Source organism: Aquimarina sp. I32.4, from assembly GCF_002924285.1.
Taxonomy (GTDB): domain Bacteria; phylum Bacteroidota; class Bacteroidia; order Flavobacteriales; family Flavobacteriaceae; genus Aquimarina.
This window is the reverse complement of the sequence record NZ_PGUB01000074.1, coordinates 1-24,194: the sequence shown is the minus strand read 5'-3', so window position 1 is coordinate 24,194 and position 24,194 is coordinate 1. Positions and strand designations below refer to the sequence as shown.

The following is a 24,194-nucleotide window of genomic DNA, read 5'->3' as shown; positions in this document are numbered from 1 at the left end:
AATGATTCGCTTGCGCTGCTGTTTTTCTTTTGAATTCAAAAGCATGGCGAATAAACCTCCTTCTTTATATAACTTGAGCCAAAGTTCCATACTACGAACGTGATATCCTAAATGTTCTGCCAAGGCTGATTGTGTAGAAAAGCTTGATTCTCTAATATGTAACAAAGATTGTAGTCGTAATACATTTTTAGGATTAGTCTCTTTTCTGATTAAATTCCGTAAATGACTTGAGGATTCTTTTACTTCTAATAATATATGCTTACCCATTCTTTAAATATACGAAAAATTTATCCGTAAATTGTATTACTTTTTGAGATGGTCTATACTCTAAATGCATATGAACATGATCTTTGGAAATTACTCCTTTCAAAATTTGAACATCTTCAGCATCAAATATTTGTATCAATATTGATCGACAACGAACCTGAATATCTCCTTTCAAAACATGATAACGATATTTGGTGTTCCAAACTAGATGAACACTTAATCTTGAAACACTATGACCATTTGACCTTTGTTCTGGCATAAAACAAAGGTAAAAATTTTTAGAAGCTAAAGCTAAATGCACTAAAGTACATAGTTTTAACTATTCTTGAGACCAATAAAAGAGGCTGTATATAATACAGCCTCTTTTTGAATAGATTCTCGAAGTTCTTTGATTGTATTTACATTTTTATTTTAATACAGATATTGTATTGCAGTTACATCATTTCTATTAAAAGCCCCAGTTTGACTAGTTCCTGGTGCAGAACAAGAAATCATAAATGAAGTAATATCTGTACCTCTAGGAGTTCCTGGGATATGTATTGCTCCATCAGCCCCTTGACCTTCTCCTCCTCCATCACATACTCTTTGTTGCCAATCTGTATGACGTAAACCAATACAATGTCCCATTTCGTGAGCGATTACGTGAGTAGCATATGCCACCCCTCTATTCTCTACTCCTGACCCTATACGTGCCCACTTATATGGTCTTCCTCCTGATGGAAACCCTGCTTGTCCTCCATTACCTAAACTTCTTTCTACATAAATCACCATATCTGCAGCTTGATAATTTGCTCCAAAAGAAAGTCTAAGATTCAGAGACGTATTTAATCTATTATAATTATCAACCGCTCTTTGCAGAGCTTGTCTACCTGTATTAGATATTCCATAACCACCTCCACCAGTGTACCCTAGTACATTAACTATGCGATTAGAATTAGAAATTAAGTTACGGGTTCTATATTGTTTGGTCCCATCTTTTAATGTTTCTAAGCTCGATTCATCAGTCAAACTTACTACAGGTATTCCGAGATCTGTACCATTAATAAAATAATCTTCTATACTACCATCAAGGTTTTTAAGGGATTGGATAGTTACACTTTTTGTGTTTACTCCCATGTTTGATAGTTTAATGAGTTGTTCTTTTGTAGGAACATTATTTACCTCATTTACTTCTGTAGCAATTTCTTCTCTTTGGCAAGAGGATATACACCCTACCACAATAGCGCTAAGCGCCAATAATTTTATTGTCTTCATATTGTTAAGTTGTTAATTAATTTAAGCCCTAGAAAAAACCATAACTTTTTTATAGACTTAATTCAAAATTTAAGAATTAAGAACTTCGAAAATCTTAGTTTAAGTAATTGGTATAATTTATAATGTAGAGGCTGTAAATCTTGAAAAAGACAAAGTATAAACCGGTTCGAAGGTGAAAATATACCCCTATATATCAAAAATTTAAAGTTAGTTTTTGATTCTAATCCCTCGAATATTATATTTTAAAATTGCTTTTTAGTAAATCAAAATGATACTAATAAAACCTAAAATTTACAATTAAAAAATAGAGTCCGGTTTATAGCTTTGTAGCAACCAAGAATAAATTCTTATAGTTAACCAGCTATAAGAAATTTATTACTTCTAAGTAAAAAACGAGAATTGAAATACTGTTTAGAAAGTGTATTCATAAATTGAGTTTGTGTAAAATTAGTTGATGCTAAATTCAATAAAAAAAACACTTCTTACAACAAATGGATGTCCAATAACATGATTTAAGACATCTAGATACATGTTTCGAAACACTTTTTTGATACTGATTATCAATTACTTGTGTTTTTAGCATATGATGAAGGAGAAACACCTACGATATCCTTAAAATTTTTATAAAATGATGCTCTAGAATTAAAACCAACCTCATTTGCAATGGCAGAAATACTGAATTTTTTATGCCGATCCATTGATAAAAGCTTCTTAAACTCTTCTATTCTATAATAATTAATATAATTATTAAAGTTCTTATGCTCTATCTTATTAATTGCTTTAGAAATTAATCGTTCAGGAAGTTTAACATCTTTGGATAACATTTTTAGAGTAATCGAAGGGTTTAAATATGCTTTGGTTTCCAACATATAATCATCAATAATTTTTATTACATTTTCTAATTCGGCAATAGTTTCTTTTTTATCCGTATTAGATGAAGTTACATTGACTATATTTATTTGTACCAAACTTGCAATAGTTAAATAATAAAGAGCAAATAAATAAGTAACCTCAAAAATAATACTGATATATTCTTGATTAAAAAATATACGAAATGTGTGTGATACTATATTAAATAAAATACATACTACACAAAAAACAGTTAACCAGTTTAATGATTTGAACTTGATAACCTCATAAAAATGAAATAATTTTTTCTTGTGTCCTATATTTACCTTTATAATCATTACAGAGAATGTTATAATATATATAGAAGCTATAATACGAATAATGGTATTAAGATGAATTTGTTGTAACGAGGTATATATAGTAGGGTTTATAAGTAAAGTAATAAAAAAAAACAATAGGAATAAGAATTCTATAATGCCTGGAATATAATAATAAAGTTTTCGTTTTATACATATCCCTGAAGTTTCCACAGCATAAAAAAACAAAAGATTCATGCTTAAAAAATCAAACCGTAATGGTTGATAATGAATTGCAGGATGCTCAATTACAATATTCAACATATGCATTACCAACTCAACAAACAGCGTAGCAAAAAACAACCCTAGATATCTGTTAATATGTACTTTTTTTGATTTATAAAAAAATAAAATAACAGAAATAACTAACGTTTGTAAGCTACTTATTAAAACTAAATAATCTATAACCCTCATTCTATTAACCTTTGAATAACAAATGATCACTGACTCCTATTTGTCGACAAATAAAAACGATTATAATTTAGAGTAAATCAAATAAATAACAATTATTTTAATTATATCTAAGTAATTTAAACTTAATTATTAATTAATTTATTGTATTTAACAGTATATTTCGATTTTTAAAACAAAAAAACATCTGTATTGATATTACAAACATCTTGGTATAGAAAGACATATCATTAATAATTTTTAATTTGAAAAAACTAAATAAAGAAGAACTTAAAGGTTTTTTGGATGAAAAAGCTCTTTTTTATGAGCAACCTAAATTTATAGAGACAGATCCAGTACAAATTCCTCACTTATATACTAAAAAAGAAGATATCGAAATCTCGGGGTTCCTTACAGCTACAATATCTTGGGGGAACAGAAAGAGTATTTTAAAAAATGCCCATCGGTTAATGCTTCTTCTAGACAATAGCCCTCATGATTTCATTATACATCATACCAAAGATGATCTTCTATCTTTTGACGGTTTTGTACATAGAACTTTTAACAGTACAGATCTCACTTATTTTATTACCGCATTGCATCATATTTACATCAAATATGGTGATATGGAAACTTTTTTTAAAACCTTTAAAAAAGAAAATAACTTTCAATCAGCTATTCACCATTTCAAAAAAGAGTTTTTTTCGTTACCACATCTATCTAGAACAGAGAAACATGTCAGTGACCCTTTAAAAAATTCTGCAGCCAAACGTATTCATATGTTTTTACGCTGGATGATAAGGGATACTAAAGGAGGTGTAGATTTTGGATTATGGAAGAGTCTCTCTCCTTCTCAATTATCATGTCCTTTAGATGTTCATTCAGGAAATGTTGCTCGTAAATTAGGTTTATTAAAACGGAAGCAAAATGACGGGAAAGCATTATTAGAACTTGACAAAAGGCTAAGAGAATTAGATCCAAAGGATCCCGTTAAATATGATTATGCGCTATTTGGACTGGGTGTATTTGAAAAATTCTAAGCATCACAATAAGGAATAATATTAAGTTTACATTTTATACATTTTGGCAATATTTCTTTAATAAAGATAAAACATCTTCTTAAAGCTATTCAAGTGTGGACTAGATTAAATTTGTGAAAACAAATAAATCCACACAGTAATGAAAAAAGACCTCACTATAGCTATTCTAGCAATAGCTGTATCACTAACCTCCTGTAATAAAGATGACAATGATACTATTACCCCTCCAGCAGAAAAAATTGAATTAAAAAACCATTCTATATCACCTGTACTAGTAAAAAAAACTACTAGTTTCTCTGGTATAAAAATATATAACCTACTTTCATCAGAAGACACATATATTCCAGATTTCACGTATGGTTCTATGGCTGATGGGGCGGCATTATTAAATAATAATGATGGAACTTTTACGCTTATTAATAATATAGAAGCTGATTACTCTATCGCTAGAATTACACTAGATGAAACATTTAAACCAATCAAAGGAGAACATATCCTGAATGCCGTTGCCTCTGCAAATACAGCACAATGCTCTGGCTCTCTTATTACCCCAGAAATTCATGGTTTTGGTCCTTTGTATTTATCTGGTGGTGAATGGGGAGGAGCATCTAAAGGTGTTTTTGCCACCGACCCTTATAGAGATATTACAGAAGCATCTACTCCAAGAATACTAACCGCTCTAGGGCAATGGTCTACAGAAAATGCAGTAGCATTAAGCAAACAAGCTTATCCAGAAAAAACAGTAATTCTAATAGGAGATGATAATAGTGATAATGAAGTCCCCTCTGGACAATTAGGAATGTATATAGGTAAACAAGGTGATCTAGAAGGAGGTAAATTATATGGTCTAAAGGTTACTTCTCCTGATATAGCATATGAAATGGATATGAAAGAAGGAATCTCTTATGATATAGAATTTATAGAACTGACTGAAAAAGATATAGATTTATTAGATGCCGAAGCGAAACAAAAAGGAGTTATGGGATTCTCTAGATTAGAAGATATCGACTGGCGAAAAGGAAATAGCAAAGCCAATAATCAGGAAGTATATTTTGCTGTAACAGGTAGAGACAAACCAGGTTTAATTGGCAAAGGAACACGATCAGGAAGAGTTTATAAAGTAGAACTCAATAGTGAAACACCAGATGGATCTGGTAAAATTACCTGTATATTAGACGGTGATAAAGAAGGAGGTACAGCAGAAGCCTTTCATAGTCCTGATAACATTCTGGTAACAGAAAATTATGTCTATATCCAAGAAGATCCAAACGGAATTCAAGATTTTAAACCTTCTGCTAATCATTATTCTAGACTATATCAATTCAATTTGAATACTAAAGAACTTAAAGTCGTCTTAGAATGTGATCAACCTAAAGGTGCTGCATCTGGTTATGGTACTACAGAAAAAATATGGGAAATAACGGGTATGATAGATATTTCTGATGTAATTAATGTAGATAAAACATTTCTTATGATTACACAAAATCACGGTTGGGAACGATCAGATGGTATACCATTTACAGATCCTACTGCCAACCCTGATCTATCCAATAGCAGAAAAGAAGGAAGTATGCTTTATATAATCAACGGATTAGACAGATAAGTATATGAGATTTTTAAAATATTGTAAAGAGGCTTATTATATAAGCCTCTTTATCTTGCTTATTATTTCTTCTTCTTGTTCAAAAAAAGAAAAAATAGTAAAAATTCCGTTCAATATTCAAATGAAACAACAATTTACAGAAGATATTACAAAGGCTATTACTTTTATAGATAGTGCGGTAATAGATGTTAATATTAAAAAAAACTTCTTACAGTCTAGAAAATATTTTAAAAAAATAGAACCAATACTAGCTTCTCTTGATATAGAAAATTATGCATTTCTCAACCAGCCAAACATCTTAAAAATTGAAGAAGAAGATTATACTGATATCAAATTAAAAAAACCTAGTGGATACCAAGTCCTTGAGGAAGAAATTTTTGTTGATGAAATAGATAGTGTTCTTATCAAAAAACACTTGAATCTGGTAGCCAACAGGCTAAAATTAATTAAAGAAAATAGTAATTTCAACCATATAAAAACATATCATTTCTTATGGTTGTTTAGAAAATCAATACTACAGATAGCACTTACTGGAATCACTGGTTTTGATTCTCCTGTGCTAGAAAATTCACTTGAAGAATCCAAAATTGTATATCAAAGCTTAAAAACATATCTATCTATTTTTAAAGATGAATTTAATGATCCTCAACTTTTTGAAAAATGGAATAATGAAATTGATTTATCTATCAAAGACTTAACAACCGATTTTAATACGTTTGATAGATATCATTTTATAAAAAATCATACTCATAAACAATTAAATTTATGGAATTTGGTAGTGATTGATTGGGGAGTTCATTTCCCTTTTGAACTTGCTATAAAAAATAAAGCAACCTCTCTTTTTTCTAACACTACTTTTAACCACACTTTCTTTACAGACAAACAATCAGGAGAAATTACACCAGAAAAAATAGCGCTCGGCAAAAAATTATTCAATGACCCTAACCTATCATCAAATAAGAGAATGAGCTGTGCTACTTGTCATCATTCTGACAAAGCATTTACAGATGGACTAAAAATTGGATTGGGAGTAACTCGTAATACACCCACACTACTTTACTCTGGTCTTCAGCAAGCATATTTTTATGATAAAAGAGCAGGTAGTTTAGAGGGACAAATTATTGCAGTTGTAGAAAATGAAAAAGAATTTCATACAGATCTCAAAACATTAACAAGAGTCGTATCAAAAGATAGTGTTTACCTAACAGATTTCACCAAAGTATATCAAAATCAAAAAATTGATAATACAACCATTAGAAATGCAATCGCTACTTATATCAGAAGTTTAGCCCCTTTTAATTCAAAATTTGATCGCAATATTAATGATTTAGAAAACACACTAACTCAAAATGAGATCAATGGGTTCAATCTTTTTAATGGCAAAGCTAAATGTGCTACTTGTCATTTTGCACCATTATTCAATGGCACAGTTCCTCCTAATTATAAGGAGTCAGAAATTGAATTAATAGGAGTTCCTGAACAAAAAGATACTATTAATGCAGTTATCAGTAAAGATTTAGGAAGGTATCATGTTTATAAAACCCCACAAAGAAAACATTTTTTCAAAACCCCAACAATAAGAAACATTCATAAGACTGCTCCCTATATGCATAATGGTGTTTATACAACTCTTGAAGAAGTTATAGATTTCTATAATCGTGGTGGTGGCATCGGAATTGGTATTGATACCCCATATCAAACACTACCTTCAGATTCTTTACTCTTAAATGATCAAGAAATAAAAGATTTAATTCTATTTATGAAAACTCTTAATGATCAAAACGAATGACTAAAATTTTATTTTTAGGTATAAAAAAAACTTTGAGAAAAATCTCAAAGTTTTTTTTTGTTTTTCTTATTCTTAAGAAATATAAAACAAGTAACTGCTTTTACATTTTTTCAGATAATTTTGTCAATTGATCTGATTTTACTTGCATATACTTACTTAGCTTTTCTATTTCTTCACCTGGAAGCACACTAATAAGACGTGTATATTGCTTAGATAAACTACTACTTGCATCGCTTAACTTAAGAAAAGAATCCATATCGTTTGCTTCTACAGCTTTCTTATAGTTTGCAACATATCGCTCATAATCTTTTATATATTTCTTAGCAAACGAATTATCAGTAGAAAATGAAGTTCCTGGCATACGTGTAGTCTTTTCTTTTATCTCTACAGTCTTCTTTTTTGTTATTTTTTTCTTCTTTATCTTTTCAGGTTTTTTTTCTTCTACAACTTCTTCAACAGCAACATTTGTTGTGTCTTTTACTACTTCTACCACATCTAGTTTATCTACTTTAGGGTCTTTTTTACAAGATCCAGCAAATAATAATGTAGCACAAAATAAAATAGATAAAATGGGGGTTTTCATAATTTTGATTTTAGTATAAATATTTAAGTTAGCGTTTACTTTTGTAATTTATTGCTTTTGTTCTTGTGTTTTAATAAGGTGATTATTGTAATAACACTTTTAATTCTTCGTAATCAACTTCTTTTTGAGTACCTGATTTCATATTTTTTACAGTAAATGTACCTGTCTCCATTTCAGAAGTTCCTACCAAAACAACAAAAGGAATGTTTCTTTTATCAGCATATCCCATTTGTTTTTTCATCTTAGCACTATCTGGATATAATTCTGCTGTTATTTGATCACCTCGCAATTTATTTACTGCTTTTAAACTATAAATAGCTTCTGATTCTCCAAAATTTATAAATAATGCTTTTGTCGAAGAAGCTACAGTCTCAGGAAATAACCTTAATTCATCCAGTACCAAATAAATCCTATCCAAACCAAACGAAATCCCGACCCCACTTATATCTTTTAATCCAAATATACCAGTAAGATCATCATATCTACCTCCTCCCCCAATCGAACCAATCTTTACTGCATCTGGAGCACTTACTTCAAAAATTGCTCCAGTATAATAATTTAGTCCTCTTGCTAAAGTAACATCTAAATCTAATAATGCAGTAGTCAAAGGAATTTCTTTGATTACATTTACAATAAACTCTAACTCTTTTACGCCCTGCATCCCTTCTTCTGATGATGCTAGCATACTTCTTAATCCTTTTATTTTTTCTGATGTTGTTCCCTTAAAATCAAAAAGAGGTTTTACTTTTTCTATAGCTTCCTCAGTAATTCCTTTTCCAAGCATTTCTTTCTTTACTCCATCTTCTCCAATCTTGTCGAGTTTGTCTAATGCAACAGTAAAATCTATTAATTTATCACTTGCTCCTATAACCTCTGCAATTCCAGAAAGAATTTTACGGTTATTCATTTTTATGGTTACACCTTTTAGATTAAGTTGTGTAAATACCTGATCATATAATCTTATAAAATCCACTTCTTGCAATAAAGATTTACTCCCTACTACATCTGCATCACATTGAAAAAACTCCCTAAACCTACCTTTTTGTGGGCGATCTGCACGCCAAACTGGTTGAATTTGAAATCTTTTGAATGGAAAATCTATTTCATTTTGATGTTGAACGACGTAACGAGCAAAAGGAACTGTAAGATCATAACGCAATGCTTTTTCGCTAATCTTAGAAGTCATCTTTTTACTATCTTTTGTCGTATACAAAGCTTCATCTACTTTACTTAAATAGTCTCCGCTATTCAATATCTTAAAAATTAATCGGTCACCTTCTTCTCCATACTTTCCCATCAAAGTATCACTGTTTTCAAAACTTGGAGTTTCTATTGGTTGAAAGCCAAATAATCGAAACTGTTTTCTGATAGTATCCATTATATAGCCTCTTTTTGCTACTTCTATCGGTGAAAAATCACGTGTTCCTTTTGGTATTGATGGTTTCTGAGCCATTATTATCAATTTATAATTACAGTAGAAAGAAAGTAGTTTTCTGAGAGTCAACAATCAAGATTTTTTTTCTTGATAAAAAACATCTCTCTACTTACCATTACAGCTACAAATATCTAAAAAAAGAACAAAGACCATTGCTTATAAACGTAAAAAAAATGTTTTTTTAAGTAACTTTAAACTTGTTTTGTAGTCCTATAAATAGAACATCTTATTTAAAACATTATGTTTTCACTCTTTAGAGAAAATATTAGAATCGCAATGGATTCTATAAAAGGTCAGGTTTTAAGAACCATCCTTACCATAGTCATCATTGCTATTGGTATTACATCATTGGTAGGAATACTGACATTAGTAGGCGCATTAGAAAACACAATTTCTGGAGATTTTGCCTCTATGGGGGCTAATACCTTTAATATTCAACGATACGAATTCAGTACCAAAAACAATAAAGAACAAGAAAAAATAAATCCTATACTTAGTTATCGTAATATCAAAGAGTTTAATGATAAATATAAGTATCCTTTTTCAAAAACATCTATTCACTTTACAGGTACTCGTAATGCCGAAGTAAAATATGAAAATGAAAAAACAGACCCTGAGGTAACTGTAGTTGGTATTAATGAAAATTATCTCGAAAACACAGGTACTGAAATTGATAACGGAAGAAATTTCACTTTCTTTGATGTAGAAAATAACAATCATGTATGTCTTATTGGCTCTGATTTTAAAAAAAACTTGTTTAAACACACTACACCACTAGGGAAGACAATAAGCATTAGAGGAGTAAAGTTTAAAGTTATTGGCCTTCTAAAAAGCAAAGGAGCTACTTTTAGAAATAATCAGGATTTACGAGTACTTATTCCGCTACAAACAGCCAGATCAATTTTTACACTTCCTAATATTAATTATGGAATCAGTGTAAAGGTAGATGACAAACAATTTCTAGAAGGAGCTCAAGATGAGGCTATACTTACTTTTAGAAACATTAGAAAATTAAACCCTATTGAAGAAAATAATTTTGGTATCGAACGTAGTGATGATTTATTAAATCGTATCGCTAGTATTACCATTTATCTATATTATGCAGCTTGGATAATAAGTATTATTACAATTTTAGGTTCCTCTATAGCACTCATGAATATTATGCTTGTATCAGTTACAGAACGAACTAGAGAAATTGGAGTAAGAAAAGCATTAGGTGCAAAAAAACAAACAATTGCTGGTCAGTTTTTTATGGAAACTATTATTATTGGTCAAATTGGTGGGTTTACTGGTATTATTCTAGGAGTTATGATTGGTGGAGGGATTGCATCATTGATAAATTTTTCATTCAGTACACCATGGTTAGCGATCATCGCCGCTACTACCATTTCTTTTATTATTGCTATTGTTTCAGGATTATATCCTGCATTAAAAGCCGCCAAACAAGATCCTATTGAATCCTTACGTTATGAATAAACAAATCCTTAAACACCTTGTAACATCAACTCCTACCCTTTTTTACTATTAATTAATTTAGTAAAAAAAGCATACAACTCTCCCTTGGTAATAGCCGCTCCTTTTTGTATTAATGCAAATTTATCTTGATTTTTATCATCTCCATACTCCTTAGAAGCATTATAAAACACTACTTCATCATTCAGTAAATTATCCTTCAACCACTCATATCCTTCTTGTGTAGTAATGTCAATCCCCTCATTATTTACTTTTACTGCTATAAGATTCATTTTATCATCTTGCAAATCAAATAAATGTATTTGATCTTTTGAAAAATGCTCTAAATATTGTGCATTAACAAGTACTTTTTGCCACACCAAATCACTAAAAATATCAATTTCCTCTTCTGCAACATGAGGTTTTTGCTCTTTTATATCTTCCCATTCATCTGCTGTAATAGATTGAGTAGCCAAAAAGTTAATAAACTCTACGTGTAATTCTTCTAATTGTTCTTTACTTAGTCTTTGATATTTCATTTTGAAAAAAATTGAATGCAAAAGTAATTATAAAAAGATGATTATAAAACAATACACAGCTCCATATACCAATCATTTTACTTTTTGCAGACAGACTAGACCAAAAGCTTAAAATTTTTATTATATAAAAGTCTTTATATTTATACTCAAACAAAAAAATAGTATCAAAATGAATATCATATATAAAGCAAACATCTTATCATTTTTTCTTATATTTTGTATCTCTGTAAGTATGAAATCACAAAAACTCTCTCAGGTTGAAAAAAGTATTATCTCATCTATAGAAACCAATCACCAATCTGCTATTCAATTTTTAGAAAAAGTAGTAAATATAAATAGTGGTACCATGAACCTTTCTGGTGTAAAAGAAGTTGGCACTATTTTTAAAAAACAATTTGAGGATATTAATTTTCAAACACGATGGATTGATATGCCTACAGAGGTAAATAGAGCAGGGCACTTATTTGCTGAAACCACTGGTGATAAAGGAAAAAAAATACTACTTATTGGTCACCTAGATACTGTATTCGAAAAAGACAGTCCTTTTCAAAAATTTGAAGTGGATGGTACTACCGCATATGGCCCTGGAGCAAATGATATGAAAGGTGGAAATGTAATTGTACTATATGCTCTAAAAGCCTTACAAGAGAATAATTTATTAGGTGACTCACAAATTATAGTTGCTTTTACAGGTGATGAAGAAAGTACTGGTAAGCCATTAGAAATTAGTAGAAAAGATTTAATTAATGCTGCCAAAAAAAGTGACATTGCATTAGGCTTTGAAACCTCTACAGGTTTTAACTATGCCACTGTTGCTCGCAGAGGGTCTTCTGGGTGGCAACTAGAAGTCAAAGGGAAAAGAGCACATTCATCTGCTATATTCAATGATCATGTAGGAGCAGGAGCCATTTTTGAAGCTTCTAGAATTTTGAATGAGTTTTATACAGCGGTAAAAGGTGAAGAATATCTTACTTTTAATCCTGGAGTAATCTTAGGGGGAACTGATATCAAATTAAATCAAAATACAAGTAAAGGTAAAGCTTTTGGAAAAAGTAATGTCGTTCCTCAAACCGTGATAGTAAAAGGAGGATTACGCTTTATTTCTGAGGAACAGAAAGAAAGAGCACGAACCAAAATGAGAAATATTGTCAATAATAATCTACCACAAACTAGTGCGGTTATCACATTTGTAGATAGCTACCCTGCTATGCAACCAACAGAAGGTAATCATAAATTATTAAAACTATTAAATGAAGTAAGTAAAGACCTTAACCAAGGGGTTGTTACTGCATATGATCCTGGTAAACGCGGAGCAGCAGACACTTCATTTATTGCTCAATATGTAGATTGCCTTGATGGATTAGGAGCTATGGGTAGTGGCGCTCATACCCCCAAAGAAACTCTTGATTTATCTACTTTTATGGCTTTGACTAAGCGTACAGCTTTATTAATCTATAGACTTATTAATCTATAATACATAAAAAACCTCGGCAAAGTAAACTTTGCCGAGGTGTAATAATAATAGTATTAAATTCTGAATTCCTTAGAATTTATTAATTGAATATGTATCGTAATCCAACTTGAGCTTGCCATCTAGATTGTAAACTAGCATCATATCCAAATGTTTTAGATCGATTTTCATCAAATGTATAGGTAGGTACATTTGTGCTAGGATCAACATTTACACCCAAAACTTGAACATTATTAGGTTGCTGCACTAATCCCCATTCAGAATTAATTAAGTTTCCTATATTTAAAACATCCAAACTTACTTGAATTGTATTTACTCTCTGGCCAACATTGATATTAAAATCTTGTAATAACTTAAAATCAACTCTATTTCGCCAAGGTGCTATCGCACCATATCGTTCTGCATAGCTCCCTCTATTATCTCTTAGATATTCATCTTGCTGAATATACGATTCAAAACCAGCTCTTTGCGCTTCTCTTTCTGCAAAAGTAGCTCCACTAAATGAATAAGTAGCCAATTGATCTTGAGTAGGAATATAAATCAAATCGTTTATCACAGAATTATCCCCATTGATATCTCCCCCGTATGTATAATTAAACCTACCTCCTTGTGCAAACTCTGCAAATGCTGAAATAGTGGTTGCGAACTTATCACTCCCATATTTCCATTTTTTTGAAGCTACAGCAATAATTCTATGTTTATCTCCATATTTTGAATAAGATAAAACATCATTATTTACATTACCCAAAGCTGGATTTCCAACAAATGCATCTCCTGTAATCTCTGCTTCTATAGAATTTACATCTTTAGAATCTAAATAACTATAAGCAATACTGGCATATAAATTATTTTGGAAATTTTTGGCAACCTTCATAGAAGCATTAATAACTCTACCTTGATTTGAATTAGTTAACACAAAAGCATTATTTACTCCTTTATCTGTATCACCATATATCAATCTATTATCTACACCAGATAGGCTTTCTGTTGGAGTTCTCAGCCCCCAATTTTGCACGTGTACTCCATTGATATCTTCGGTATAAGCAAAATCTCCTGTAAGTATTATTCCATTATTCAACTTATAATCAACGCCAAAACTAGATCTCCATACTTGTGGAAACTTGAAATCAGGATCTACTAGTTGAAAAAATCCGTCATCAGCTCCACTTACTTGATTTCCTATCCAAACAAATGGTAATCTCCCAGTAAAAATTCCTGTTCCTCCACGTAACTGAAATGTCTTATTTCCTCTTACGTCATAATTAAACCCTAATCTAGGTGATAATAACACCTTATCATTTGGTAATGTAGTAGAATTCAAAGATACTGGCTCGCCACTCTGCGGATTATAATATACAATATCTTCTTCTCGGCTTGCTCCATTATCTGTATCAATATATTTTTGAATTAATTCATCTGTATTAAAATACAATGGCTTATCAACTCTTAATCCATAACTAAACTTAAATCGTTCTGTTATATTCCATTCTTCCTGAACATAAAATGCTAATTGCCCAACATTAAGCTCAGCTAGTTTCCAACCACCATCGTTACCAGCTCCTGCAGAGTTAAGTGTTTGAAACCTGTCTTGTGCAAATTGTAAATTGGCAGCAACCACCCCATTATTTGCATCATCAAGAAAAGAACTTACTGAAGTATATGGAAAAAATAGCCCTCTATATGTAGATCCAAAATTAGCAAAATCCTCATATGCCGTTAGATTAAATGAATTTTTAAACCTAAACATCTCAAAAGAACCTCCGATAGTTACTGTATGATCTCCAAGAAAAATATTAAGATTATTGGTTGCTTGGATTACTTTTTGATCTAGTTTGTTTTCTATAGAAAAGGGTTCGTGCCCTGCAATTATATAGTTTGATCCTGCACCATCTTGAATAGTAATTACAGGTGAAGGAGTTGATAATGGATTTCTAAAGTCATCAAAGTGCGTATATCCTGCTTGAAATTTATTGGCTACCTTACTAGAAAATGTAGAGTTCACCTCTAATTGAAAAGAGTTTATATTATTATTAATCTCATACCCTGAATTCTCAAACTGTAAGGTTGCAGCACTTGGCCCGCGTATACCTAATGCAGTTGGATGTGCAGGTTTTTCTTTTGAAGCTCTCAAAAAGTTATAAATAACAGCAGCTCTATGCTTACTATTAATATTCCAATCTAGTTTTAAAATACCTTTAGTAGATTGAGAATCATAGGTGAATCCTTGATATGCTCCTGTATCATACCCTAAACTGGATAAAGCATTACTCACAGCAATTATATCTGATTCTAATACACGAGACTCATTGATTCCTCCACCTCCAGTATTCGGTAACCACGGGGATCCTAAATCTGTACGTTGATCTCTTTCTGCATTTGCAAAAAAGAATAACTTGTTTTTAATAATTGGTCCTCCTATACTAAATCCGTATTGAGTTTGCTCTAGGTCTGATTTAAATACATCATCTCCTTTTATTTTTCCTCCAGTAAGATCTTCATTTCTAAAAAAGCCATATAACGTTCCTTTAAAAGTATTTGTTCCACTTTTGGTAACTGCATTTACAGATGCTCCTGTAAAACCAGATAATGTAACATCGTATGGAGCAGTAGACACTTGAATTTGTTCTATTGCATCCAAAGAGATAGGCTGTGCATCAGCTTGTCCTCCTGGAGTTGCTGCATCCAATCCAAATGGATTATTAAATACAGCTCCATCTAGGCTAAAATTATTAAACTGATCATTTCTACCTCCAAAAGAATTTCCACTAGCTGTAGGTTCTAATCTGGTAAAATCAGCTGCAGATCTAGAAATGGTCGGCAAAGTTGTTAGTTCTCGTCTACCAACACTAGTCTCTGCTCCAGTACGTTCACTACCAAATGTAGAATTCTTATTGGTCGTAATAACCACTTCTTCTAATTTGTTATCATCTTCTACCAATATCACAGATAAATTAAACGTTTGACCAAGTTGTAAAAACACTTCATCTATAAGTTGTTTTTTGAAACCTATATAACTAATTGTTATCCTATAAGGTCCTCCTACTCGTAAGTTATTTAAATTAAAACGCCCATCAAAATCCGTTACCCCTCCATAAGAGGTTCCTGTAGGCGTATGTACTGCTGTAACATTTGCTCCAGGCAATAATCCATTACTATGGTCTCTTACAATACCAGAAATGTTTGATGTAGTTACTTGGGCATTAATAGCAAATCCTATTAGCACAAAAAATAATAAAATAATTTTCTTCATATACAAATGAGTTTATGTTAATTTAATGCAAAAATAAAACAAGAAAATCGCCCTTTTGGGCGATTTTCTTAAATATTATAAAACAGTTATTAACTGTTTATTCTTATTTTGCTTGTGCTACTATCTCAAAAGCTACAGGAACAATTACTGCTCTATGAAGACGAACAGAAGCTTCATACTGACCTAAACGTTTGATAGTTCCTCCTGGTACAGTAATGAATTTCTTCTCTAGTTCAACTCCCTGCTTAGCAAACGCTCCCGCAACATCAGCATTAGATACAGAACCAAATAATTTATCTCCTGATCCTACTTTTGCAGAAATTTTGATTTCTAATCCAGATAGTTTATTACCTATTTTCTCTGCATCTTCAATTTCTTTCTTTTCTTTAAAAGCACGTTGTTTTAAAGTTTCAGCAAGTACCTTTTTTGCAGATGGAGTTGCTAATAAAGCAAAACCGTTAGGTATCAAATAGTTACGACCATAACCATTTTTAACTTGTACTACATCGTCTGCGAATCCTAGATTCTCAACGTCTTTCTTTAATATAAGTTCCATAATGTTATGACGAATTTTATTTTAATAAATCACCAACGTATGGCATTAATGCTAAGTGTCTTGCTCTTTTTACAGCAATACTAACTTTACGTTGATATTTTAATGAAGTTCCTGTAAGACGACGAGGTAATAATTTACCTTGTTCGTTTACAAATGCCATTAAGAAATCAGGATCTTTATAATCGATATATTTGATACCTGACTTTTTGAAACGACAATACTTCTTTGCCTTTGCCGTATCTATATTAAGAGGAGTAAGATATCTGATCTCACCATCTTTTTTTCCTTTAGCTTGTTGTTCTATAGATGACATAATTAAGCTTTTTGTTTGTTTCTAGTTCTTCTTTTCTCTGCCCAAGCAATTGCATGCTTATCAAGTTTTACTGTAAGATAGCGCATTACTCGCTCATCTCTTCTAAACTCAACTTCTAAACTATTGATTGCTTCACCAGGCACCTGATACTCAAACAAGTGATAAAATCCACTTTTTTTGTGTTGAATAGCATAGGCAAGCTTTTTAAGCCCCCAGTCCTCTTTTGATATCATCTTGGCACCATTAGAAACAAGAATGTCTTCGTATTTCTTAACTGTTTCCTTTATCTGGTCATCAGATAAAACGGGATTCAAGATGAAAACAGTTTCATATTGATTCATAAAAATCTAAATTTAAATTAAAATTGGGTGCAAAAATAACATTATTTTTTGGATTATCAAACCTTATTATCACTTCGATGAAACACTATTTTTATCGACAAAAAGCTGAAATAGTTTGTGGAAACGATATATATTCATTAATATTGTAATTGGAATATTTAACCTATACAAGTGGAGCAACCTCAATTAAAATGTGCGGTAGTAGATGATTCCCGCCTCCAAAGACTAGCTATTGTAAAGCTCATAGATGAGCATTCGTCACTAGAATTAGTGGCTGAGTGGAATAATGCTATTGAGACAAAAAATGGCTTACTCGATACCCAAGTAGACTTATTATTCTTGGATATTGAAATGCCTATCCTAACTGGTTTTGACCTCTTGGATGATCTAGAAAACAAACCTCATATTATTTTTGTTACAGGAAAAACCAAATATGCTTTTAAAGCTTTTGATTATGATGCGGTAGATTATCTAAGAAAACCATTGAAGAAAGATCGTTTTAATGCTGCTGTAGAAAAAGCATTAAGTATGTCTCGTATTGGTGGAGAGAATGCTCCTGTTGATGATGATGATTACATTTTTGTAAAAAGCAATCTTAAAAAACGAAAAATCTTTCTTAATCAACTAAAATATGTAGAAGCGCTAGGTGATTATGTAAAACTTATTATGGAAGAGGGAGACCCTATCGTAGTATTGGCTACTATGAAATCATTTGAAGCTCAGCTACCAAGTGATCGCTTTTTGAGAATTCATAAATCTTATATTGTAAATCTTGACAAGGTAGAACGCTACAATAGCCGTAATATAGAAATTGCTGACGAAAAAATACCACTCAGTAGACATAAAAAACATTCACTTATTGAAGCTCTGAATAATTAATAATTATCTACATTAATTATTATTCGTACTCCTGAAAACTCTTTTATACTTTTAAAAGATGTTTGAATCTTTTTTATCACATCTTTTGTCTTATTCAAGGACTGTCCTTGCGGTATTTTTATCACTATATTTTTATGATACTGATTTCTTATTCTTGATATAGGTGGAAACTCAGGTCCTAGTATATTTTCTTTGAATACATTTCTAAGAGAAGTTCCTAACCAATTCATAGCATCATTTACCTTATTATAATCTTTATGCTTACCTGTTATTTTTATTAATTTATAAAATGGCGGGTACTTATACTGATGCCTCTCTTCTATCTGGTCTTTATACATACTAGCATAATCATGAATAGATACTTGTTGTAGAATCTGATGATATGGGTTATATGTTTGTATCAATACTTTCCCTCTTTTTTGGGTTCTTCCTGCCCTTCCTGCTACTTGTTGCATTAATTGGAAACTACGTTCATGTGCCCTAAAATCAGGGAAGTTTAATAAGTTGTCTGCATTCATTATACCAACCAAACTTACATTTCTAAAATCTAACCCTTTTGACAACATCTGCGTACCAACCATGATATCAACTTCTCCACTTTCAAAACGATTAATTATTTTTTCGTACCCATGTTTTCCTCTAGTAGTATCCTGATCCATTCGCGCTACAGTATGTTCTGGAAATAAATCATGTAATTCTTTCTCTATCTGTTCTGTACCAAAACCTTTGGTAGTTAAATCGACGCTATCACAAACCACACATTTTTGTGGCATTGCTATGTAATATCCACAATAATGGCACCGTAACTGACCTCTATAGCTATGATACGTAAGACTTACATCACAATTTGGGCATTGAGGAGAGTGACCACAGGTATTACATTCTATCACAGGAGAATACCCTCTTCTATTCTGAAAAAGTATGATTTGCTCCCCTTCTTTTAATGCATCATGTATACTTGTTAATAATGTATCACTGAAATGCCCTGTCATTTGTTTTTTTCGATACTTTGTTTTTATATCTACCAAATTAATATCTGGCATCAACACACCACCATACCTTCTTGTCAATTCTACAAGCCCATACTTTCCTTGTTGAGCATTAAAATAGGTTTCTAGTGCTGGTGTTGCTGAACCTAGTACTATTTTGGCATTAAACATTTTGGTCAAAACAATTGCCGTATCACGAGCGTGATACCTAGGAGCAGGATCATATTGTTTAAATGTATTTTCATGTTCTTCATCAACAATAACAAGTCCTAAATTGGCAAAAGGTAAAAAAATTGCGGATCTAGCACCAATAACAACCTGTGCTTTTGTTTTTTTATGCTTTACATTATTCCATGCTTCTACCCTTTCATTTACAGAGTATTTAGAATGATATACTGTTAGTTTTTCTCCAAAATATTCTTGTAAACGGGTTATAAGCTGAGTAGTTAATGCTATTTCTGGTAATAAATACAACACCTGTTTTCCTTCTTGAATAATTTGCTCTATCAATTTTACATACACCTCTGTCTTACCAGAGGAAGTAACCCCATGAAACAGGCATACATCTTTGGTCTCAAAAATATTTTTTATTTCTTCATACGCTTTTATCTGATACTCATTAAGCTGCTTTGATTTTCCTGACACTTCTCCTGTATATTGAACACGATCTGTCTGTATATGATATTCTTCTAATACATTTTTATCTATTAAAGTCTTTATAACTGAAGAAGAACTATTAGATGACTGTATAAGCTCACTAACCTTAATATCCTTTGTTGTTTGTGCTTGTAATGTAAACAAGTGTAATAACACCTCTCTTTGCTTTGGAGCACGAGTCATTGTATCTAATAATGTACGCAATGCTTGCTCATCTTTGTACATTTTATCCAATCGTATGTAACGTACTATCTTTGGCTTATACTGCTCATAAATTTCTTCTTGAACTGTGATTACTTCTTTTTCTAATAATCTTTTTATAACTGGGAGTACATTTTTTTTACTTACAATACTCATCACTTCTTGTATTCTAAGTAAACTTTGGTACTGTAATGCTTCATACACCAAGAACTCATCATCTTTGAGAAGTGATTCATCTAACTCGGTTTTTTCATTTCTTAAGATAATAGTCTCACTTTCTAATAAAAATGCTCCAGGAAGTGCTGCTCGCATGACCTCTCCTTTTGTACACATATAATAACTAGAAATCCATGTCCATAATTCTAGTTGATTTTTAGTAACAATTGGAGATTCATCCAAAATATGCTCTATCTCTTTAGCCTCGTAAACCTGTGGTGGATTCTTGTGTATTTGTGTTACCAATGCTGCATATACTTTACTTTTCCCAAACTGAACAGCTACACGCATGCCTGGTTTTAAAAAAGCTGCCTCATTCTCATTAATACTATAAGTAAACTCTTTATCAAGAGGAATAGGAAGAATTACATTTATAAAGTATGACATTATTTAGTATTACAACAATCCAGAATAAGCTCTGTATAAAAAACAAAAATACAAGAATATCTACTGAACTTACTTAAACTTTTTATTTTCAATATAAATTTTACAATTTCTCTTTTAACTAGCCTTTATTCTTTAAAAAAAACTCCAAATATTTATCTTTTTTATAATGCCTTCTTACACCTTAAGTATTATAAAAACATTAACAACCATCTTATAATTTATTTCTCAAAAATCAGTTTTTCTTTCAAATTTAATTTAAAAAATATGAAATTCTTAAAACTCAACTTTTTTTTCGCAGCTTTTATAAGTTGTATATTTCTTACTTCTTGTTCTAGTGATAATGATATCATAGATAAGCAAGAGCAGTCTGAACCAAACTCTAGTCTAAACAAAAATCAAGGGGATTATTCTGGTAATTGTGATACTCTAAACGTATATGATAGATTTAATCAATATAAGGTTGGAGATAAAGTAAAGTATCGACAAAACAGCACCCAGCCATACAAAGTATATCAAAAAACAACTCTAAGCTGGAATGATCTTGGAACATGTTCTCTAGTTCCCTCTAATCCTGATGTCAATTTCTCTATCTCTGTTGCTACTCAAGGTAATAGCTGGGTTGTTGAAAACCCTTCTGACACTCAACAAATAATTGGTTTTAATGGAATTAGCAATTGGAACAAAGAAAATATAACTATACGAACTTATTTTTACATTAAAGCGCCTGGCAAGTACCAATTAGGAATCAACGCAAGAGTTCAATCTGGCACTTCTCAAATAAAAGCTTCTTATAGTAATCAATCAAAGAATATTACTTTGACCAATACAGGTTTCTTAAATATTTATGTTGGAGAACTACAAGCGCCTACAAAAGGATATTATTACTTAGATCTAAAAGGAGTTTCTAAAACATCATCTGTTTTCGCAGATGTAAAAACAGTTCTATTAGGTGGTGATGCAACATCGCAAAATATTAAATCTATTAAAGATGAGCTTCATTTTGCAAGAAGGGGTCCCTCTGTACATCTTGGATATGTAATTCCTACGTCAAATAACGTAAAGGCATTCTATAATGAGGTTGAAATACAGCCTGGTCAAGATGCTCTTGGTTCTTTTTTTATGACTAATGGTTTTCAACATGGGTATTTTGGTATACAGGTAAATTCGAATACAGAAAGACGAATTTTATTTTCTGTATGGAGTCCTTATTCTACAGACAATCCAGGAAGTATTCCTGAAGAATACAAAATAAAGTTATTAAAAAAAGGTACTGGAGTAATCACTAAACAATTTGGTGGTGAAGGTTCTGGAGGGCAAAGCTATAAGGTATACAATTGGAAAACTGGGATACGCTATAAGTTTTTATTACTAGGTAAGCCTGCAGGAAATAATCATACTGATTTTACTGCTTATTTTATGGACCCTACGATTGGTACATGGGATCTAATTGCTAGTTTCAGAAGACCAAAAACAAATGCCTATTTAAAAAATCAATATTCTTTTCTAGAAAACTTTGATACAAATACAGGAAACATAGAAAGAAGTGCTAATTTTTACAATCAATGGGTATATGACACTAATAATACTTGGCATGAAATAACCAAGGCTAAGTTTACATATGACGCTACAGCAGATAATGAATTTCGTTTTGATTATTCTGGTGGAGTTAACGGGTCTTATTTTTCTTTGAAAAATTGTGGTTTTTTCAATGGCACTCTAAGTAAGAATACATTATTAGAAAGAAATAGCACCAGTAATACTATACCTCAAATAAATTTTTCTACACTAGAATAAATCTTTGCAAATTGCGAAAAACATAAAGAGACTGAATTCATTAAACAATTAGTTTAGAATTCAGTCTCTTTTTTTAGGGGTAATTATTACTATGTAAAATCTTTGTTACTTACTGTCCCCAAGCATTCCTCCTTTGATTAGCTTACATGCTGGCTCGTTTCCTAACCAAATTTTAAACAAGGCATACTTAAAATCTCTACCTGTAATAAAACCAAGTTCTTCACCGTTTTTATAGGTTTTAACTCCTTTACCTTTGATGTATACTAAATCATAATAATCATTGATCTGCATAGGAGATGAGAATAATTTTAAAAACTCTTCTATTCTAACATCTAAACTTTCTGTGTTACCAAACATTGCATCATCAAAACCTTTATTAAAGACCTTGACCATTCTTTTATTAGTTACTTTTTTTGAAACAATATTTAATCGAATAGACATACTCTCATCAGAATCCAATACTGTTCCTGGATCATTGTATTTTTTCTTTGTATATAGCCCTCCTGAATATGTATCAAATCCCAAAACACTTCGCATCCCTGCACCGTTTAATGAGAGTTCTTCTCCTTCATATGTAACTTTATATGGTAATACAATATCTCCAACTCTTATTTGCGCCATTGAAATGGTAGATATTGTAAGCGCAATTGTTAAAGTAATTATTTTTTTCATTGTATAGGTTTTTTAATTTCTCAAGGGGTTAGTCCAAAATCTTTAAAAACCTAACCAAAAAAAATGTTAAATTTTAAATTTGATAATAAAAAAATAAACACTTCAAGAACTATATCCTAATCCATTGTTGTGCTCTATATAAAAATGAGATGTACCCTCTTACATTTAATATGCTTTGATTATTTTCGCCTATCCAAATTTTACAACGATACACCTTACCGTTTTCAGGGTCTAAAATTGTTCCTTCTCCATATTCATTTCCATTTTTTTTCAGATTCTTAATTATAACCATCCCTGGGTGTACGACAAATTTCCCTTTTTGTTAAAATTTAGTATTTTTATTAGAAACATATTTAATGGATATAAAGACTCAAGCCTCGTTAATCTTCGACAAACATTTTGAACAATGGTTATCTGATCCTTCTCGTATGGAGAATGGATATCAATACGAATCTACGTACGCTGCAATGATGTCAAATGTTGAGCAAGAAGTTTTACAATTATCTGTTGGTCGTGTTCCCAAGAGCAAGAACTTTAAAAAAAACTTCAAACCAGATTTGGAAAGATAGAATCCTGCAAGTCTCATGTTATTTCTCAATCTCCAGGTTTTATGGGTATTAGTAGTTTGGCTCAAGAAACCATGTGCTATATGGGTCAGTATTTGGTATTTAGTGAAGCAGAAGATGTGATCAATAATTTGACAGGTGCAGGGGTCAATGCCAAGCAAATAGAGCGTGTTTGCCACAAATATGGACAATGGATTGAAGATGCTGATAATGCGGTTATCAAAAATCTGGTTTATAAAGAATATGAATCAGGTAAAGCGGATGAACTTCATTATGTTAGTGTAGATGGGGCTATGTACCTAACAAGAGAGGAAAGTTGGAAAGAGAGTAAGCTAGGTAGAATAT

At 31.4% G+C, this 24,194-nt stretch carries 22 protein-coding genes and 1 pseudogene; 9 read left to right on the top strand and 14 right to left on the bottom strand.

Annotated features, from left to right (window positions below; all coding sequences use genetic code 11):
- The 4 genes and pseudogenes from CVD18_RS15595 to CVD18_RS15580 form a co-directional block, all read right to left on the bottom strand.
- Nucleotides 1–267: hypothetical protein (locus tag CVD18_RS15595; protein WP_369858607.1), on the bottom strand; the 267-nt coding region annotated here is incomplete at its 3' end.
- Nucleotides 268–283: 16 nt separating this feature from the next.
- A pseudogene (gene tnpA, locus CVD18_RS15590) lies at nucleotides 284–526 on the bottom strand (IS200/IS605 family transposase); the annotation flags it as partial.
- A gap of 152 nt (nucleotides 527–678) precedes the next feature.
- Nucleotides 679–1,521, bottom strand: a complete 843-nt coding sequence (locus tag CVD18_RS15585; RefSeq protein WP_103866365.1) for a M57 family metalloprotease — start codon at nucleotides 1,519–1,521, stop codon at nucleotides 679–681.
- A gap of 560 nt (nucleotides 1,522–2,081) precedes the next feature.
- Complete coding sequence (locus tag CVD18_RS15580; RefSeq protein ID WP_103866364.1) at nucleotides 2,082–3,140, bottom strand: AraC family transcriptional regulator; 1,059 nt, start codon at nucleotides 3,138–3,140, stop codon at nucleotides 2,082–2,084.
- 242 nt (nucleotides 3,141–3,382) lie between these two features.
- Between CVD18_RS15580 and CVD18_RS15575 the strand changes: the two genes are divergently transcribed.
- The 3 genes from CVD18_RS15575 (at nucleotide 3,383) to CVD18_RS15565 (ending at nucleotide 7,548) form a co-directional block, all read left to right on the top strand.
- Nucleotides 3,383–4,156 (top strand): TIGR02757 family protein, encoded by a 774-nt coding sequence (locus tag CVD18_RS15575; RefSeq protein WP_233194564.1) that lies wholly within the window; start codon nucleotides 3,383–3,385, stop codon nucleotides 4,154–4,156.
- Between the two features lie 139 nt (nucleotides 4,157–4,295).
- Nucleotides 4,296–5,759, top strand: a complete 1,464-nt coding sequence (locus CVD18_RS15570) for a phosphatase (RefSeq protein ID WP_103866362.1) — start codon at nucleotides 4,296–4,298, stop codon at nucleotides 5,757–5,759.
- A 4-nt stretch (nucleotides 5,760–5,763) separates the two neighbouring features.
- The gene (locus CVD18_RS15565; protein ID WP_103866361.1) at nucleotides 5,764–7,548 is read left to right on the top strand and encodes a cytochrome-c peroxidase; all 1,785 of its coding nucleotides are present in this window, start codon (nucleotides 5,764–5,766) and stop codon (nucleotides 7,546–7,548) included.
- 100 nt (nucleotides 7,549–7,648) lie between these two features.
- Here the strand turns inward: CVD18_RS15565 and CVD18_RS15560 are convergent, their stop codons facing one another.
- Together CVD18_RS15560 and hisS are read right to left on the bottom strand one after the other, a co-directional pair.
- Nucleotides 7,649–8,131 (bottom strand): hypothetical protein, encoded by a 483-nt coding sequence (locus CVD18_RS15560; RefSeq protein ID WP_103866360.1) that lies wholly within the window; start codon nucleotides 8,129–8,131, stop codon nucleotides 7,649–7,651.
- Between the two features lie 82 nt (nucleotides 8,132–8,213).
- On the bottom strand, nucleotides 8,214–9,584 hold the full coding sequence (gene hisS / locus CVD18_RS15555; RefSeq protein WP_103866359.1) for a histidine--tRNA ligase: 1,371 nt from the start codon (nucleotides 9,582–9,584) through the stop codon (nucleotides 8,214–8,216).
- 222 nt (nucleotides 9,585–9,806) lie between these two features.
- On the opposite strand from hisS, the gene CVD18_RS15550 reads away from it, so the two are divergent.
- Nucleotides 9,807–11,042 carry an ABC transporter permease gene (locus CVD18_RS15550; RefSeq protein WP_103866358.1) on the top strand — a complete coding sequence of 412 codons (1,236 nt, stop codon included), beginning with the start codon at nucleotides 9,807–9,809 and terminating at the stop codon, nucleotides 11,040–11,042.
- Nucleotides 11,043–11,074: 32 nt separating this feature from the next.
- Here the strand turns inward: CVD18_RS15550 and CVD18_RS15545 are convergent, their stop codons facing one another.
- A complete protein-coding gene (locus tag CVD18_RS15545) occupies nucleotides 11,075–11,557 on the bottom strand; it encodes a DUF6495 family protein (RefSeq protein ID WP_103866357.1) in 483 nt (160 codons plus the stop codon).
- 232 nt (nucleotides 11,558–11,789) lie between these two features.
- Between CVD18_RS15545 and CVD18_RS15540 the strand changes: the two genes are divergently transcribed.
- Complete coding sequence (locus tag CVD18_RS15540) at nucleotides 11,790–13,031, top strand: M20/M25/M40 family metallo-hydrolase (protein ID WP_233194563.1); 1,242 nt, start codon at nucleotides 11,790–11,792, stop codon at nucleotides 13,029–13,031.
- Between the two features lie 79 nt (nucleotides 13,032–13,110).
- On the opposite strand, the gene CVD18_RS15535 is transcribed toward CVD18_RS15540, so the two are convergent.
- The 4 genes from CVD18_RS15535 to rpsF form a co-directional block, all read right to left on the bottom strand.
- The gene (locus CVD18_RS15535; protein WP_103866355.1) at nucleotides 13,111–16,278 is read right to left on the bottom strand and encodes a carboxypeptidase regulatory-like domain-containing protein; all 3,168 of its coding nucleotides are present in this window, start codon (nucleotides 16,276–16,278) and stop codon (nucleotides 13,111–13,113) included.
- A gap of 103 nt (nucleotides 16,279–16,381) precedes the next feature.
- Complete coding sequence (rplI, locus tag CVD18_RS15530) at nucleotides 16,382–16,834, bottom strand: 50S ribosomal protein L9 (RefSeq protein ID WP_103866354.1); 453 nt, start codon at nucleotides 16,832–16,834, stop codon at nucleotides 16,382–16,384.
- 16 nt (nucleotides 16,835–16,850) lie between these two features.
- Entirely contained in the window at nucleotides 16,851–17,150 is a 300-nt protein-coding gene (gene rpsR / locus CVD18_RS15525) for a 30S ribosomal protein S18 (RefSeq protein ID WP_199185094.1), read from the bottom strand.
- Nucleotides 17,150–17,488 carry a 30S ribosomal protein S6 gene (gene rpsF, locus CVD18_RS15520; protein ID WP_103866352.1) on the bottom strand — a complete coding sequence of 113 codons (339 nt, stop codon included), beginning with the start codon at nucleotides 17,486–17,488 and terminating at the stop codon, nucleotides 17,150–17,152. The genes rpsR and rpsF overlap by 1 nt, the downstream gene beginning before the upstream one ends.
- A 171-nt stretch (nucleotides 17,489–17,659) precedes the next feature.
- Between rpsF and CVD18_RS15515 the strand changes: the two genes are divergently transcribed.
- On the top strand, nucleotides 17,660–18,367 hold the full coding sequence (locus CVD18_RS15515) for a LytTR family DNA-binding domain-containing protein (RefSeq protein WP_103866351.1): 708 nt from the start codon (nucleotides 17,660–17,662) through the stop codon (nucleotides 18,365–18,367).
- Here CVD18_RS15515 and priA read toward each other — a convergent pair.
- Complete coding sequence (gene priA, locus CVD18_RS15510; RefSeq protein ID WP_103866350.1) at nucleotides 18,364–20,817, bottom strand: primosomal protein N'; 2,454 nt, start codon at nucleotides 20,815–20,817, stop codon at nucleotides 18,364–18,366. The two genes, CVD18_RS15515 and priA, sit on opposite strands and share 4 nt — an antisense overlap.
- Before the next feature lie 264 nt (nucleotides 20,818–21,081).
- Between priA and CVD18_RS15505 the strand changes: the two genes are divergently transcribed.
- On the top strand, nucleotides 21,082–22,611 hold the full coding sequence (locus CVD18_RS15505) for a DUF3472 domain-containing protein (RefSeq protein ID WP_103866349.1): 1,530 nt from the start codon (nucleotides 21,082–21,084) through the stop codon (nucleotides 22,609–22,611).
- Nucleotides 22,612–22,716: 105 nt separating this feature from the next.
- On the opposite strand, the gene CVD18_RS15500 is transcribed toward CVD18_RS15505, so the two are convergent.
- Complete coding sequence (locus CVD18_RS15500; RefSeq protein WP_103866348.1) at nucleotides 22,717–23,283, bottom strand: chalcone isomerase family protein; 567 nt, start codon at nucleotides 23,281–23,283, stop codon at nucleotides 22,717–22,719.
- A gap of 109 nt (nucleotides 23,284–23,392) precedes the next feature.
- On the bottom strand, nucleotides 23,393–23,575 hold the full coding sequence (locus tag CVD18_RS15495) for a DUF2147 domain-containing protein (RefSeq protein ID WP_103866347.1): 183 nt from the start codon (nucleotides 23,573–23,575) through the stop codon (nucleotides 23,393–23,395).
- A 64-nt stretch (nucleotides 23,576–23,639) separates the two neighbouring features.
- Between CVD18_RS15495 and CVD18_RS15490 the strand changes: the two genes are divergently transcribed.
- The gene (locus tag CVD18_RS15490) at nucleotides 23,640–23,852 is read left to right on the top strand and encodes a hypothetical protein (protein ID WP_103866346.1); all 213 of its coding nucleotides are present in this window, start codon (nucleotides 23,640–23,642) and stop codon (nucleotides 23,850–23,852) included.
- A 41-nt stretch (nucleotides 23,853–23,893) separates the two neighbouring features.
- Nucleotides 23,894–24,194: hypothetical protein (locus tag CVD18_RS15485; RefSeq protein WP_199185093.1), on the top strand; the 301-nt coding region annotated here is incomplete at its 3' end.